Origin of the sequence: Arthrobacter sp. AQ5-05 (assembly GCF_003287975.1) — a bacterium.
Lineage (GTDB): Bacteria > Actinomycetota > Actinomycetes > Actinomycetales > Micrococcaceae > Paeniglutamicibacter.
Map to the genome: position 1 here is coordinate 19,547 of NZ_QMKQ01000036.1, position 14,951 is coordinate 34,497.

Here is a 14,951-nt window from a genome sequence, read left to right on the forward strand (position 1 = left end):
CGGCAACCCTGCGCGTCCCCAAGGATGCAGGGCCGATGATAGAACGCCTCACACGGAGGGCTCGCGCCCTGCTGGTGGCCTCGGCCGTCGAGCGGCCTCGTCCAGGGTTTCCCCTTGAGGACCTGCCGGTGATAATTGCTGTCTGTTGCCCGGACGGAGCCCGAGAGCTGCTCTGGTGCATCCGGCTCGACTCGGGCTCCAGGACACCGTTCCGGGCCTCTACAGCACCATTTGGCTACGGCATCTTGCCGGCAAGGATTCTCTTGGCGGCGGTCCCGCGATTCCCGGAGCAGTTTTTGGTGTAGCCGGCGTTTCGGATGTCCCCACCCATGGTCTTGGCCATGCAGTCAGCCACCTGCTCTGAGCCGCCGCCATTGTTCCGGCCGTATATCTTGTTCAGCCGGGCCTCCATTTTGTCCATGCCGTTTTCCCCGTGCAGCTTGACCGCGAGTTTGTATGTCCGGATGTGGGCGCATTCGTGCAGGGCCACGAATTTCATGCCGCCGCCCTTGGAATAGTTCGGGGACATTTCAATGCGGTAGGACGGGTACCAAGCGGTGCTGGTGTAGTTGAGCTGTCCCCCGAACCTCTTCGGCGCGTAGACCACGACTTGGTTCGGGCAGTAACGCTTCATGTAGTCATGGGCGGTCTTGATGTACCCCTTGTAGTGTTTCGGGTTCATGTGCTTGATCTTCGTGGACGGGCTGGTCCAGGGCTTTTCATAGGCAGTCTCGGATACCCGAACCCGGTACTTGACGGAGACGGTTGCAGCTTCCTTCGGGGTCGTGAATCGGCCGGTGGCATCGCCGTACTTGCCCTTTTTCAGGGTCACCTTCTGCACGTTCTTCCACTTGCCGCCGCGGTATTGCTGGAGGTAGGCGGTCCTTGCGGAGAGGACGTAGCTGAGTTGCACCGAATCCGAACGCCGATCGCCGGAGGCAATGTTCCCCTCGGCATCCTGGAACAGGTTCCCCCATCCACCCAGGTAGCCCTTCGTGGTCTTCCTCGTGTATTTCGCGGTCGTTGCCTTGGATGTTGCCTGGATTTTTCCGGCTCGAGTGACTATCGCGCGCAGGGCAACGGTTCCTTCCTTCGGAAGGGTGAAGCTGGCGCTGGCGGAGTATCCCTCGGTGGCAATCTTGCGCGTCCATACCTGCTTCCAGGTCTTGCCCTTCAGAGCCTGGACGGACAGAACGCCGCCCTTGGGCAGATCGCCTTGAATTTTCAACGTCTTCTTGGGGTTGTGCTGCTGCCCGCTGGCATGAATGCTGACGAAGGGTTTCGATGGCCCCTTTCCGGCGACGGCGCGGTACCCCACCGCGGACGAGTAGGCGGTTCCCTGGCCGGGCTTGGCGCCTTCGGCCCGAAGTTCAATGTTCGCGGCCTTGGCTAGCTTGAAGGGGATGCGCAGCGTGTAGTTGCTGGCAGTGGCGGGCTTCGACGCCTTCCACAACGTCACGTCCTTGCCGGCGATTTGCATAAGCTTGACGGTCAATCCGCGCCCGTCGGACACCTTGACGAAAGCCACGTTGATCTTCTTGTCGGGGATGACGAGCTGGAGTTTAGGTTTGGTTGGTGCATGATAGGCGAGCTTCAGGATCGGCGATGTGTGTTTCACGCTAGTGCCGGACAGGATGACGGCTCGGAAAGAATGGGTCCCGTTGCCGGTGAGTTTGTAGTCCAGTTCCACGGATTCCGCGAAGTGGTCGCCGAACCTCTCCCCGGATCCAACCTTTGTCCAGGTCTTGCCGACGAGCCGCTGAAGGACCGGGGCCTGCCCCAGCAGGCCCGACCCAACCACGGTGAAGCTGGCTTGGTTCTCCCACATCTGGCGGGGAGCTGACGAGAGCTTCAGGGTTGGCATCGGAATCGAAGAGAGGACGACGACGGTGTTGGAAACCGTCGCGACCTTGCTACCTGAAAGAGCCACCACACGGTAGGAGAACTTTCCTGGAGCGGTCACATCGTGGCTCAATTCGTCTTGGGCATCAAAGGGGTCGTCGAATGCTCCGGATGTCGCCACCGTTTTCCATGCCGTGCCCTGGAGCACCTGAAGGCTGACGCTCTTCCCCGCCAGTCCTCGACCCTGGACATTAAAGCTTGCAAAAGTGTCCCACTGGGTCGGCTGCTGCACCGTCAATTTGAGGCTGGGCATCGGGATCGACGAGGTGACCGTCACGATGTTTGAGACCGACTTGGCAGTTGTGCCCTGAAAGGCAACTGCGCGGTAAGAGAACTTTCCTGAAGAAGTCAGCTCGTCCTCGAGGTCGATTTCCTCGTCAAAGTGGCCGTAGAACTGTTCACTCGTGCCGACGGTCGCCCACGTGGACCCGCGCAGCACCTGAAGCCGAACCTGATGTCCTTCCAACCCGTTGCCGAGCACGTTGAACGAAACAAATGTTGCGCCGAGGCCCGGAGCAGTGGCGGTCAGCTTCAAATGTGGCGTAGGAATCGGCGATGCGACAGTGATTGCCCTTGAGACAGTCGTCCCGGAGCTGAGGGCCGCCCGGAAGGTCTTGGAGCCGGAATCGGTGAATACATGATCGAACACGATTTCTTCACCATCGAAATCCACCGTCCAATCAGAACTCTGAACCGTTTTCCACGTTGCGCCCGACTGCATCTGCAGGATGATCTTCTTGCCGATTACCCCTTTTGCCGTGGCCGTCATTTGCACCCAGCTGTCGCCGGGCGAAGCCGACTGGGCACTCAGGCTCAACGCCCCCGTCACGGCGGCGGCAGGTCCGCCGGCGGCAAGAACCCCTGCCAAAGCGACGATCATCGCCATCAATATTGCGGTCATTTTTCTCAAGATGATTCCCCCAAGAGGCCGTGGCCCCGAACTGTGCCTGCGAGTCGGTTGGCCCGCACGAGCGCTCTCCCTATGCCGGCCGTCACGAACATTACTACAATTCGTGACAGTTTCACCGACTGACTAGTAGCGAGTTATTCACGGACAATGATGAAGGCCAGAAAAGTGGTGATGGGTGCAAGATTCCGGGGCCCGGGCGAAACATGCGGCCTCGGACCATGCCTGGAAGGCGACTCGTTCGGGCTGCTCAGTCACGAAAGAGGCCCGAATCGCAAACTGTGCTCACCATCACAAAACCCTTTTCGTCCCCGAAGGAACAAAAGCATCATGTTTCGCACCTGGAAAGGTGCTGAATTCCGCATGAAATCACGGTATTCAGCATGCCGCGCGCCCATGGAATCACGGATTTTATTTCCACACCACTTTCTGGTTATGATTATCTGCGTCGCAAGGACGGGCTCCGCATGGGGCGCTGACCGAAGCGACTAAGCACCTCTAGCTCAATTGGCAGAGCAATTGACTCTTAATCAATGGGTTTCGGGTTCAAGTCCCGAGGGGTGCACGGTGAGAAAGACCCGATCTGTTCCGACAGGTCGGGCCTTTCGTTTTCCCGCTGACGTCGCCCGAACCGCTGGAGCCCGCTGATAGGCCTCGGTCATGGACGAAGAGCTGGCATCCTTCCTTCGCGGTTTTTCCAGGCTCACGACCCTGGCCTCCGAGATCATCGGCCGCACCCCGCTGTTGCCGACCGTCGCAGCGCACCTCGGCACGGAACCCGGACGGCTGCCCGTGGTGGTCGAACCCTTTCCCGCCCACCGGCTCGCCGACGCCTCCGGGATCCTGGATGGCCTGGCTGGGGCCGACCCCGGCGCAAGGATCCACGGCCTGGCCGGCCAGCAGCGCCACCACCTGGATCTCTCGGACCTCGTGGCCGGCAACGGCATGCATGCCGGGTGGCTCGGTGAACCGGACGATGAAACCGTTTCGGTCGGCCCGGCCGAGGAACGCCGAATAGTCCCCTTCGGCTTCTTCCCCTTCACCCGCGCCGGCAATCCCCTGGTGGTGCTGATGCGGCCAGTCAATCCCCAGTACGGGCGCCTACTCGCCACCATGGAAGTGCTTGGCACCAGCCCGGATGCCGTGGATGGGTTCATCAGGGATTTCAAGACGAGCCTGCGCGAAAACAGCATTCTCCGCGGCCGCGTCATTTCCTTCACCGCCAACGACTACTCCTCCTCCGCCGCGGGGATCACCTTCCACCGCCGCGCAAACGTGGCGGCCGGCGACGTGGTGCTGCCACCGGGGACGCTTGAGCGGATCGAGGCACAGGTCTTGGGCGTCGGTGAGCACCGCGAAAAGCTCCTGGCGCACGGAGCCCACCTGAAGCGCGGTGTGCTGCTCTACGGCCCTCCGGGCACCGGCAAGACACACACGGTGCGCTACCTGGCCTCGGCCGCGGCCGGGCACACCGTCATCCTGCTTTCGGGAAACACCCTTGCCTTCGTCAGCGAGGCCGCGCGCATGGCGCGCGCGCCACAGCCGACGATCGTGGTACTCGAGGACTGCGACCTCGTTGCCGAGGACAGGAGCTTTGGCCATGGGCCCCAGCCTCTGCTCTTCGAGGTGCTCGATGCCATGGACGTCTTGGACACCGATGCGGATGTGGCGTTACTGCTCACCACCAACCGCGTGGAACTGCTCGAGGAGGCCCTGGTGCAGCGGCCGGGACGCGTCGACCTTGCCGTCGCACTGCCGCGTCCCGACACGGCGGCCCGGCGCGCGCTGCTGGAGCTCTACGGGCGCCGGCTCAACCCCTCTGCGCGGACCATTGGGTCCATCGCCAAGCAGATCGACGGGACCACCGCCTCATTTGCCAGGGAGCTGACCCGGCGGGCCATCCTGCTTGCGGCCCTGGTCGGCGAGGAGCCGGGAGATGCACATTTGTCGGCGGCGGCCACCGAGCACGTCGGATGCCGCGTCGCTGACCCGCAGCCTGCCGGGAGGCGCCGGGGAGAACGTCTCGAACCAGGAAGGGGAATCGGCCCACGGGCACTTCGGCTTCGAGCCCGGGATCGCCCCGGAAGTGCCCGGATCCATGGGCTGGTCATGAAACCCTTGAATCTCCAAGCGCCTCGGCAGAACCGCAGTCGCCCGTCGGCCTAGTCCGTCACCGGCCGTCGTTGCGGATGGCCGCACGCGTCCGTGCGGAGCGCGAGCCCACCCGATTGGTCGAGCCGGTGCGATGGATGCGGGAGAGCTGGTCCTCGTGTGTCCCGGCGGCACCCGATGCCGCGAACGCCACGCGCTGGGCAACGAGCGCCTTGGGCAGGGCGAAGCCCGCGGACGAAGCGGAAGATTTGTTCTTGGACATGAAACCGGCCCTCACTTCAATGATTGATGTCTCTCAATCACTAATGTTAGGGCCTTGATCCCCAAACACCAACGATTGGCCTACCGCCGCCGCCGGAGCCCCTGGACCCTGCCTTACTGCCACGGACCTGAACCACCGGCATGCTGCCGGCAGTCAGCCACGGGCTTGCCGCTCCCCATTCGAGATAGGCTCATTGGTAGAACCCGTCGCCACCCCAAGACCCTAGGGAGCACCCACACCGATGAGTGAGAACACCACCGCCGAAGCCGTCCGCCTGTCCGTCGGAGACACCGCACCGGACTTCACCCTGACCGATGCCCGCGGCCAGGAGCTCGCCCTGTCCTCGCTGCGCGGGAAGAAGACCATCGTGTACTTCTACCCGGCCGCCTCCACCCCAGGCTGCACCAAGCAGGCCTGCGACTTCCGCGACTCGCTGGAATCCCTGGCGTCCGCCGGCTACCAGGTCGTGGGCATCTCCCCCGACGCCCCGGCCAAGCTGGCCAGGTTCACCGAGAAGGAGGAACTGACCTTCCCGCTGCTGGCCGACGAGGACCACGCCGTGGCCGCGGCCTACGGGGCCTGGGGCGAGAAGAAGAACTACGGCCGCACCTACGAGGGCCTGATCCGCTCAACGATCGTGGTTGACGAGAACGGAATCGTTCAGGCGGCGCAGTACAACGTGCGTGCCACCGGGCACGTTGCGAAATTGCGTCGTGATTTGGGTATTGACCCCAAATAAAGTTCCGCCCTCAGCCCAAAAGCGATAAATCGGGCCGAAAATCTCCGCTAGACTGATTCCTGCCGAACTTCGAAAGCGGTTCGCTGCCTTGCGAGCGTGGCGGAATTGGTAGACGCGCTGGATTTAGGTTCCAGTGTCTTCGGACGTGGGGGTTCAAGTCCCCCCGCTCGCACTCCCGAGCCGCATGCATCCCCCCTGGGGACCAGCGGCATCGCGCAGGGCCCCCGGATGATTTCGGGGGCCCTGCTCGTTAACAACCGGCAGCGGCCAGCCACGATCGTGGAGCCCAAAACACTGACGAGGAGTCTTTGGTGCCAAGCCAGCCGCACAGCCTTCAACCACCGAGCGCCACCCGCCGTGCCTTCCTCGCCGGGGGCCTGGGGCTCGGCGCCCTGGCCCTGGCCGGTTGCGTCCCGAAGGAAACCCCGGCACCCCCGAGCCCCACCGCCAGCACCGAACCGGTCATCCGCACCTTCCACTTCGGCTCCGCCGCCGACCCGCTGACCCTTGACCCGGGAATCTCCGGGGACAACGAGACGTTCCGCGTCACCCGCCAGGTCTACGAGGGGCTCATCGGGGTCGACCGCGAGACCGGCACCCCGATCCCGCTGCTGGCCACCGACTGGATCGTGAGCCCGGACCGGCTCCAATTCACCTTCATCCTGCGCCGCGGGGTCAAGTTCCACGACGGAACCGACTTCGACGCGGCGGCAGTGGTCACCAATTTCGAGCACTGGGTGGCCCTGCCCGCCGACGTGCGCGCCAACTCCGACCAGGGCTTCACCCAGGTGTTTCGACCCAACGACCAGCTCCCGGTGCTGCCCAAGACCATCCCCGAACCCAAACCGACCCTCGATGCCAACGGCGACGAAATCGTCGACCCGCAGCAGGTTGCCCACCACGCCGCGCAGCTCCAACTGCTCGAATCGCTGCGCAAGCAACTCAAGGACGACCCCTTCGTGGGCGCCAACACCGGCGGGACCGCCAGCTACTTCGGATCCATCAAGGCCGCCGACACCCACACCGTGGTGCTCACGCTGCGCAAGCCCATCACCGGCCTCATCGAGGCGCTCTCGTTGCCGGGCCTGGCCATTGCCTCGCCCAAGGCGCTGGCCGCAGCACCGGAGTCGGGGCGGACCGATTCGGCGATTTCCGCGCACCCGGTGGGCACCGGGCCCTACAAATTCTTGTCCTGGAAGGACGGGGCCATCACGCTGCGTTCCTTCCCCGGCTACTGGGACGCGGACGCCGTCGCGGCCAACACCACCTCCCCCACGCTGGTGATCTTCCAGGAGATCCGCACCCCGTCCGCGCGCCTGGGCGCACTGGGCCGGAAGAAAATCGACGGCTTCGACATGGTTACGGTGACGGGCCTGCGCGAGCTGGTGCGCGAGGGCAAGCTGATCGTGCAGCGCGACCCGTACTCGGTCACCTACCTGGGCATGAACCGGACCAACGAGTGGCTGGCCAAGGACGAGTTCCGCCGCGCGATCGCCCACGGCATCGACCGGAACAGGATCATCGAGCAGTTCTTCATCTCCGGCACCAAGGAGGCCCGCGGCTTTTTGCCGGCCTCGCTGGGCATCAAGACCTCCGACACCTACTACGGGCCCGACGCCAAGCGCGCCAAGGAGCTGCTCGAATCCTGCGACTACGACGGCACCCCCATCCCGTTCCTGTATCCGCTGAACATTTCCCGGGCCTACCTGCCGCTGCCCGAGCTCATCTACGCCGAAATCTCCCGGCAGCTGGCACTGGTGGGCATCAAGATCCGGCCCGTGCCCATTGACTGGACCGACGGCTACGTGTCCAAGGTCCGCTCGGGGAACATGCCGGGGCTGCACCTGCTGGGCTTCAACGGCGGCTACCGGGACCCGGACGATTTCATGGGCGCGCTGTTTTCCTCGAACAACCGGCAATTCGACTACGATTCCCCCATCCTCACCGCCCAGGTGCTGCTGGCCCGATCCATGCCCGCCGGCGAGGCACGCGTGGCCGCCTACGAGGATCTGTCCAACACCCTGGCCCGGGATTTGCCGGCGCTGCCGCTGGCCTTCCCGATCTCCGCGCTGGCATTCAATGACACGGTGAAGAACTACCCCTCGTCCCCGGTGCTGGACGAAGTCTTCTCGGATGTGAAACTCAACACTTAATACCATTGGTGTCAAGCCGCCAATTTCCTGGAGACCCCCGCATCAAGCTAGCCTTGCGTAGAGTCTAGAAGAACTTTCAATGGAGAACCCCTCGTGCCTTCTGAATCCACCAGCCAATCATTCGACGTCGTCCTCATCGGCGCCGGTGTCATGAGCGCAACGCTCGGAACCCTGATCAAGCAGCTGGAGCCGGGGTGGAGCATTGGACTTTTCGAGAACCTGGACCAGGCCGGCCTCGAGTCCTCCTCACCATGGAACAACGCCGGCACCGGCCACTCGGCCCTGTGCGAGCTTAACTACACCGCCGCGGGCCCCGACGGCACCGTCGACCCGGCCAAGGCCATCGGCATCAACGAGCAGTTCCAGGTCACGCGCCAGTTCTTCTCGCACCTGGTGAAAAACAAGCAGGTCGGCGATCCGTCCACCTTCATCAACGCGCTGCCGCACATGAGCTTCGTCATCGGCGAGGACAACGCCAGGTACCTCAAGACCCGCTACGAGGCCCTGAAGCCGAACACGCTGTTCAACGAGATCGAACACACCGAGGACCTGGACACCATCAAGTCCTGGACCCCGCTGGTGGCCAACGGCCGCGACGGGTCCCAGCGCGTGGCAGCCTCCCGCGTCGCCTCCGGCACCGACGTGGACTTCGGTTCGCTCACCCGCCAGATGACCGACGACCTCGCCGCCAACGGCGCCGAGGTCAACTACGGCCACCGCGTCAAGGGCATCAAGCGCGACGGCGCCGGATGGACCGTCACGGTCCGCGACAACGCCACCAAGGCCAAGCGCACAGTCAAGGCCAAGTTCGTGTTCGTGGGTGCCGGCGGCGGCGCCCTGGGCCTGCTGCAGAAGGCAGGCATCGACGAAATCAAGGGCTTCGGCGGCTTCCCGGTATCCGGGCAGTTCCTGCGTTGCACCGACGATGCCATCATCGACCAGCACCACGCCAAGGTCTACGGCCAGGCCTCGGTCGGCGCCCCGCCGATGAGCGTGCCGCACCTGGACACCCGCTTCGTCGACGGCAAGCGTTCGCTGATGTTCGGCCCCTACGCCGGATTCTCCACCAACTTCCTCAAGACTTCCTCGCTGCTGGACCTGCCGCTCTCCATCCGCGCGCACAACATCCTTCCGATGCTGGCCGTGGGCAAGGACAACCTGGACCTGACCATGTACCTGATCAAGGAAGTGCTCAAGTCCCGAACCAAGAAGGACGACGCGCTGCGCGAGTACCTTCCCGAGGCCGTGGGTGAGAACTGGGAATTGATCACCGCTGGACAGCGCGTCCAGGTCATCAAGAAGGACGCCAAGAAGGGCGGGGTGCTGCAGTTCGGCACCGAGGTCATCACCTCCGAGGACGGCACCATCTCCGGCCTGCTCGGCGCATCCCCGGGTGCCTCGACCGCGACCCCGATCATGATCGGGTTGCTGGGCCGCTGCTTCCCGAAGCAGTTCTCCGGCTGGGAGTCCAAGCTCAAGGAGATCATCCCGTCCTACGGCGTGAAGCTCAATGAGAATCCTTCCCTCTACGCAGAGGTGCGCGCCGAGACCGACAAGGTCCTCAAACTCGCCTGATTCACTGCTCCGGCTTTGCTGCCAAGGCCCGGTCCCCGATCACGGGGGCCGGGCCTTGGCCGTATCTCGGGACTCCGGACCTTGAAAGGCCGCGCGCGCGGTGCTTTGCTTGAGGTGGATGCCCGGGAGAACGTGCCTGCCATGATCTTGCTTGCCTTGATCGGTTGCGGCTTGTTGACCTGCACCAGCTGGTGCAGGCGGCCGCGCCCGGGAGGCCCATCCGGTGAGGACACCGCAATGCTTGGCCACGGCTACCTGAATGCGCTGAAGAAGGCGAAGAGCACCGTCTACGGGCCGGCGCGGGAGAAGGTCGGCACGCTGGGGAACATCTTCATGGACGTGCGCACCGGCGACGCCGACTTCGTCAGCATCCATCTGGGGCTCTTCGGCTCCGAGGAGGCCTTGGTCTCGCTCGAGGGCGCGGTGTTCACCGACGGCCACCTGCAGGTCCGTTTCCCCAAGGACGTCATCAAGCACGCCCCGAACATCGACCCGGCCGCCGAGCTCAACGATGCGGCCAAGGACATGCTCGAGAAGTACTACGCGGCCATGGATCCGGGCTCCGGCGGGTAGACCTTGGCCTCCGCGGGTCCGCGGCAGATTTCGGTCCGCGACCCGGGAAGGATCGACACCGGCCACGGAAACACCACGGCACGCACCCTTCCGCATAGTCAGTACCGTCCCGCGCGGCAACGAGTTGGAATTTTGGCTACAACCGCAACCCGGTTCCGAGAATCGTTCCCGGGCCGCCCAATACGGTCTTGATCTGCGTCGTTGGCGGTGTTTTGCTAGCAACATGGACGGACAGGCGGTAGCGGTATTTCCACCGTTTTCCACGATGCGCCCCAAGGAACGGCGGCAGATCGCGGTTTCCCGCAGCGCGGCACCGCATGGTTCCGCAACCGGCATGTGGTCGGTTCGACCCCGCGCGGGGCTGCACGGCGAGCCGGGAATCGCTTGCGTAAACAGCAGGGAAAGGAAACGCCATGTTGCAACATGACGACCTCAGGCCCCTGATCGAAACCAAGACCGACGTGTTTGGCTCGGACGGGGAAAAGATTGGAACTCTCGGCCAGGTCTACCTGGACGACGGCACCGACCTGGCGCATTTTGCCACAGTCAACACCGGGCTCTTCGGATCCCGGAAGAATATTGTGCCGCTCACTGAAGCAGAGATTTCCCACGGCCAGCTCTATGTGAAATTTCCCAGGCACTTCGTCAAGGAAGCACCGCACATCGATGCGCTCGGACGCCTCTCACCCGAAGACGAGGACCGGCTCTACGCATACTATTCACAGGCCGGTCTCGGCCGAGGCCATGACCGGGAACCGGAGTCCGCCAGCCATCCCCCGGACCGCCAGGGGACGGGAGCGCTCCACCGCAACCCGACAAATCCGGGTGGGACGGCGCAGGGCCGGCACCGCACAACACCCGATGGAGCCCAGACCCCCGCCCCGGGCGGCGTGGACCGTCCGGAGCCCTGAGGCCCGGCCCACCACGCCATCGTCCGAAGTCGATCCGAAAAGAGGTCATTCGATGGAAACCACAGCATCAGGATCCGGCACCGCCAACGAGCGCGCGCGAGAGAGGTTCTCCCGCGAAAGCGGAGAGTTCGGCGGGGTCAAGGTCGGCAGCGCCTTCTTCGGCTGGGTCGTCGCAATGGGGATGAGCGTGCTGCTCACGGCCCTGATCACGGCCTTCGGTGCCGGGGTCGGGTTGGCCACGCACACGGACCTGGGCTCGGCGGCGGAGCAGATCACCCGGAATCCGGGCGTTGCCGCATGGATCTCCGCCGCCGTCCTGGTTCTCGTGCTGTTTGCCGCCTACTTCTGCGGCGGCTACGTCGCCGGCCGCATGGCCCGCTTCAACGGCGTCCGCCAGGGCGTGGCCGTGTGGATCTGGGCGATCATCGTCGCAATCGTCGTGGCCGTCCTCTCGCTCTTTGCCGGCAACGCCTTCGACGCATGGAACCAGCTCAACGGCAGCCCGATGGTTCCCTTCCAATGGAACATGGGCCCGATCGGGTGGATCGTGCTGGCCATCGCGGTGGCGGTTCCCCTGCTGGCCGCCATCCTCGGCGGGCAATCGGGCATGCACTACCACCGCCGCATCGACAAGGGCAGCCAGGCCCTCTAGCGCAGGTCGCCGGGGTGCCGGGAAGCCACGGACAAGGAGGGAACAGCGGGCGCCGAAGCATTCACCGGCGGGAACATGTCCCGGGCCCGCCCCCGGGCGCCTTCCCACACCAACCACAGCCATCATGTTGCCCCACAGCGGGAGGAGCACCCCCATGGGACTCGGGGACAAGATCAGCAACAAGGCCAAGGAGACCGTCGGCAAGTTCAAGGAAAAGACCGGCGACGCGATCCATAATCAAAGCCTGCGCACCGAGGGCCTGAAAGACCGGGCGGCGGCCGCGGCCAAAGAGGCCGGCGAACAGCTCAAGGAGAAGGTCAGGCACAGCAACCGCAAGTAGCCGCCGCAAAAGGGACCACGGGTGCCAACCCTCCAACGGGTCGGACCCCGTGGTCCCGACCGCAGGTCGAGCCTCGATCGACCCGTGTTGCCATTTGCGAGGCAGGTCAGCCGGCGCCGATATGCCCGTCGTGCCCGGAGGTGCCTATCTTCCGGAACCTGCTCTCAGGAATTGCGCAGGGACTCGATCAGCTGGTCTTTCCTCTGCTTCGAATATCCGCGCAATCCGATTTCCCTGGCGCGTGCCTTGAGGTCAGGCACGGTCCAGTCCTCGTAGTCGCCGGCCTTTCCACCGCGCTTCCCCACGGCCGAGCGACCTTCCTTGGCCGCCGCATTGGCGATCCGCGCGGACTTCTGCTTGGAATTTCCTTCATCGCGCAGCTTCTCGTACAGCTCGTCGTCCTTGATCTGTGGGGTCTTGTCCTTGGGCAAGCTGTGCTCCCTTCCCGATGGGTTGGTGCGGGCCGGTGTCCCGCTGGTTCAAGGGCGATCCACCGATCCCGGGGCGTCGCCGAGGGGCGTTTCCCCTGTCCGTGGTTGCCACGCTACTGCCCGCGCCACGACTCTCCAACCACCCGGCCGCGGGGAGGCGCAAGACGGCGGTCAACCGATGGCCCAGGCACGGCGATGTCCCAGCCGGGGTGCAGGTGCCGAGGCCGAAGGCAGGAACCGGCCGGCAGCAAGATGCGCGGGGCCGGATGACACCGGGGGAATCCACCGCGATGCCGCACATCCTCGGCCTGCATCGCGGCCTTCCGGTGATGCGCGCTCAAAGCTCGGACAGCGGGGTGTCCAGCATCCAGGCCAACGAGGACCCGTCCACCACGCCGCGGCGCATGCCGAACAGGTGGGCACCGAACAGGTCGGCCGGAATCCGCGGGGCCCGGTACGCCCTGGCCCGGTGGTGGCTCAGGCACTCGGGATCCTGCCAGACCAGCAACTGCAGGGTCCCCTCGTCGGCATGCACCAGCGCCGGGCCGCGGCCGATGCCCAGCACGTCGAGACGGTGCGCCAGCGCCTTGGCCGAGACCCCGGACTCCCACAGGAACCCGGCAAGCCCGCGCGGGGTCTGCCGGTTCCAGTCGATCGACCGCACCCTCGCGGCGGGCAACAACAGCGACAGGGCGAAGTCGCGGGCCCAGCCGTCCTCGGCCTGCGTTCGGATGCCGATGTCTTCATGGCGTCCGCCCAGCAGCGCGCCCAATTCGCGGGCGAGCACCAGGTTGGCCTGGTACCAGGCACCGGTGCCGCGCACCATGATGTAGGTGACGTCGCGGCTCCGCATGGCCCGGGCGTCGAACGCCGGCCCCTCGGCCGCCACGAACACCCCGATCCCGTAGGCCCGCTCGATGGCCGCGGGCAGGTCGTGCACGAAGTCCTGGCCCAGGGCCGCATTCAGCAACGTCGCGACCGCTGCCGCTCCCTCCTCGGGGCCCAGGCCGGGCTCAAGCTGCGGCACCGTCCCGGTGGACAGCCCCACCTCCCGATACGCCCCGGCGGGGAAGGCCACGGTTTCCGCCACGGAATCGTGCTTCCAGCCCTCGCCCTGCCCGACCCGGCCATTGGGCCCTTCGGGGCGCGGATCCCCGGTGACCAGCCAGCTCAGCGACACCTCGAGCACCTTGGACAGCTTCGCCAGCTCGGTGGCGCTGAAGTTCCGCTGCCCGCTCAGTGAACGGCTGAGCGCATCGCGGCCCATGCCGATTGCACGGGCCATCTTCGCCTGCGTCAGGCCGTCGTTGTGCGATTGCATGGCGTCCTGGACGCGCAAGCGGATTCCTTCCACCAGTCCCCACGCTCCTCACGCATTCATCCTTCGGCCCGCCGGCCTCGGTCCTGGGACGGCGGGAGTGCCGTTGCGGCACTAGGGACAGCATTCACCACCGACCGGCGGCGTGTAAAGGAAGCCCACCGGGCTTCCGTCCGTTGGCACCCCGCCGGTCCCCTGCGCTCGGGGACGGAATCCGGGCCGCGTTTTCGGTGCCGCGGGTACTTGACGCCCGGGGCGCGGAGCGAGACGGTGGCAGGGAGGGAATCCACCCGACAACGGCAGTCGGCCCACGCGGGCGGGAACGAGAGGAAGCACGATGGATATGTTCCCCGGAGCTCCGGGGCAGGAACCCGAACTGCCCGATTCGACCCCGCTGGATCCGGACCTGCCCGGGATCGACGGGCTGGACGGCATCGAGTCCATCTGGGGAAGCGGCTACGCGGTCACCGTGCACACACCAGGTTCCGCCGCTGTCGGGGGCGCCGCCGCGCTGTCCATCGAGATCCGCTCGGTCGCCGGAATCAACGAACCGCTCACCCTGTGCATCGATCTGGGCTATCTGGATGCCTGGGGCACGATCTCGGTTTCCCCGGCCGCAGAAGCCGAGTCCAGCGACGGCATGTACAAGATCCTGGATTTCCCGGCGCCCCATGCCCCGGAATTCCGCATCGACATCTCCGGCACCGTCCCGGGCGGCGATGCCCTGCCGGGAACCGGGGACCTGAACGTGTACGTGGGCGGAATCCATGTTGCCTCCATCGACCTGCGCACCGGCCGGGCCATGTAGCCCTGCTTCTTCAAGGAAGGCTGTATCGATTTTCCCAACACCCTTCCGGTGTCCCAAGAAAATCCGTCCCGGAAACCGTCCTTCCACTCCCCTCTGACCTGTACCTTCGGTAACGTCACCACCAGCACATCTAGCAGGGAGTGTCAAGCCCCGGGTTTGGTGGAGGGTTTATTAGACCCGTTCCATCGTTTTGATGGCGGGCAGGTTTGAGTAGTAATTGGTTTCTGCTTCCACGGGTGGGATGTATCCGATTTCGCCGTGGAGGCGC

Annotated in this window: 13 protein-coding genes and 2 tRNA genes; 11 read left to right on the forward strand and 4 right to left on the reverse strand. The window is 64.8% G+C overall.

What is annotated here, in order from left to right; genetic code table 11:
• Positions 1 to 235: 235 nt before the first annotated feature.
• Positions 236 to 2,803 carry a hypothetical protein gene (locus DQ353_RS19080; protein ID WP_181578505.1) on the reverse strand — a complete coding sequence of 856 codons (2,568 nt, stop codon included), beginning with the start codon at positions 2,801 to 2,803 and terminating at the stop codon, positions 236 to 238.
• A 498-nt stretch (positions 2,804 to 3,301) separates the two neighbouring features.
• On the opposite strand from DQ353_RS19080, the gene DQ353_RS19085 reads away from it, so the two are divergent.
• Positions 3,302 to 3,374 (forward strand) — tRNA-Lys (locus tag DQ353_RS19085).
• 95 nt (positions 3,375 to 3,469) lie between these two features.
• A complete protein-coding gene (locus tag DQ353_RS22435; protein WP_286166921.1) occupies positions 3,470 to 4,975 on the forward strand; it encodes an AAA family ATPase in 1,506 nt (501 codons plus the stop codon).
• Between the two features lie 4 nt (positions 4,976 to 4,979).
• On the opposite strand, the gene DQ353_RS19095 is transcribed toward DQ353_RS22435, so the two are convergent.
• A complete protein-coding gene (locus tag DQ353_RS19095; RefSeq protein ID WP_113764772.1) occupies positions 4,980 to 5,183 on the reverse strand; it encodes a hypothetical protein in 204 nt (67 codons plus the stop codon).
• Between the two features lie 241 nt (positions 5,184 to 5,424).
• Between DQ353_RS19095 and bcp the strand changes: the two genes are divergently transcribed.
• From bcp to DQ353_RS19135, 8 genes are all read left to right on the forward strand, one after another.
• Positions 5,425 to 5,922 carry a thioredoxin-dependent thiol peroxidase gene (gene bcp, locus DQ353_RS19100; protein WP_113764773.1) on the forward strand — a complete coding sequence of 166 codons (498 nt, stop codon included), beginning with the start codon at positions 5,425 to 5,427 and terminating at the stop codon, positions 5,920 to 5,922.
• A gap of 90 nt (positions 5,923 to 6,012) precedes the next feature.
• A tRNA-Leu gene (locus DQ353_RS19105) sits at positions 6,013 to 6,094 on the forward strand.
• A 139-nt stretch (positions 6,095 to 6,233) separates the two neighbouring features.
• A complete protein-coding gene (locus tag DQ353_RS19110) occupies positions 6,234 to 8,075 on the forward strand; it encodes an ABC transporter substrate-binding protein (RefSeq protein ID WP_113764774.1) in 1,842 nt (613 codons plus the stop codon).
• Between the two features lie 93 nt (positions 8,076 to 8,168).
• Entirely contained in the window at positions 8,169 to 9,650 is a 1,482-nt protein-coding gene (locus tag DQ353_RS19115; protein WP_113764775.1) for a malate:quinone oxidoreductase, read from the forward strand.
• Between the two features lie 237 nt (positions 9,651 to 9,887).
• The gene (locus tag DQ353_RS19120) at positions 9,888 to 10,223 is read left to right on the forward strand and encodes a hypothetical protein (RefSeq protein ID WP_146755341.1); all 336 of its coding nucleotides are present in this window, start codon (positions 9,888 to 9,890) and stop codon (positions 10,221 to 10,223) included.
• A 413-nt stretch (positions 10,224 to 10,636) separates the two neighbouring features.
• Positions 10,637 to 11,134, forward strand: a complete 498-nt coding sequence (locus DQ353_RS19125; RefSeq protein ID WP_113764777.1) for a PRC-barrel domain-containing protein — start codon at positions 10,637 to 10,639, stop codon at positions 11,132 to 11,134.
• A 52-nt stretch (positions 11,135 to 11,186) separates the two neighbouring features.
• Entirely contained in the window at positions 11,187 to 11,786 is a 600-nt protein-coding gene (locus DQ353_RS19130; protein WP_113764778.1) for a hypothetical protein, read from the forward strand.
• 154 nt (positions 11,787 to 11,940) lie between these two features.
• A complete protein-coding gene (locus DQ353_RS19135) occupies positions 11,941 to 12,126 on the forward strand; it encodes a CsbD family protein (RefSeq protein ID WP_113764779.1) in 186 nt (61 codons plus the stop codon).
• A gap of 164 nt (positions 12,127 to 12,290) precedes the next feature.
• Here DQ353_RS19135 and DQ353_RS19140 read toward each other — a convergent pair whose 3' ends face one another.
• Together DQ353_RS19140 and DQ353_RS19145 are read right to left on the reverse strand one after the other, a co-directional pair.
• Complete coding sequence (locus tag DQ353_RS19140) at positions 12,291 to 12,557, reverse strand: DUF7218 family protein (RefSeq protein WP_113764780.1); 267 nt, start codon at positions 12,555 to 12,557, stop codon at positions 12,291 to 12,293.
• A gap of 337 nt (positions 12,558 to 12,894) precedes the next feature.
• Complete coding sequence (locus DQ353_RS19145) at positions 12,895 to 13,911, reverse strand: ImmA/IrrE family metallo-endopeptidase (RefSeq protein ID WP_113764781.1); 1,017 nt, start codon at positions 13,909 to 13,911, stop codon at positions 12,895 to 12,897.
• A gap of 301 nt (positions 13,912 to 14,212) precedes the next feature.
• Here DQ353_RS19145 and DQ353_RS19150 point away from each other — a divergent pair, with 301 nt between their 5' ends.
• Positions 14,213 to 14,683, forward strand: coding sequence for a hypothetical protein (locus DQ353_RS19150; RefSeq protein WP_146755342.1), 471 nt, complete (start codon positions 14,213 to 14,215; stop codon positions 14,681 to 14,683).
• Positions 14,684 to 14,951: the final 268 nt, after the last annotated feature.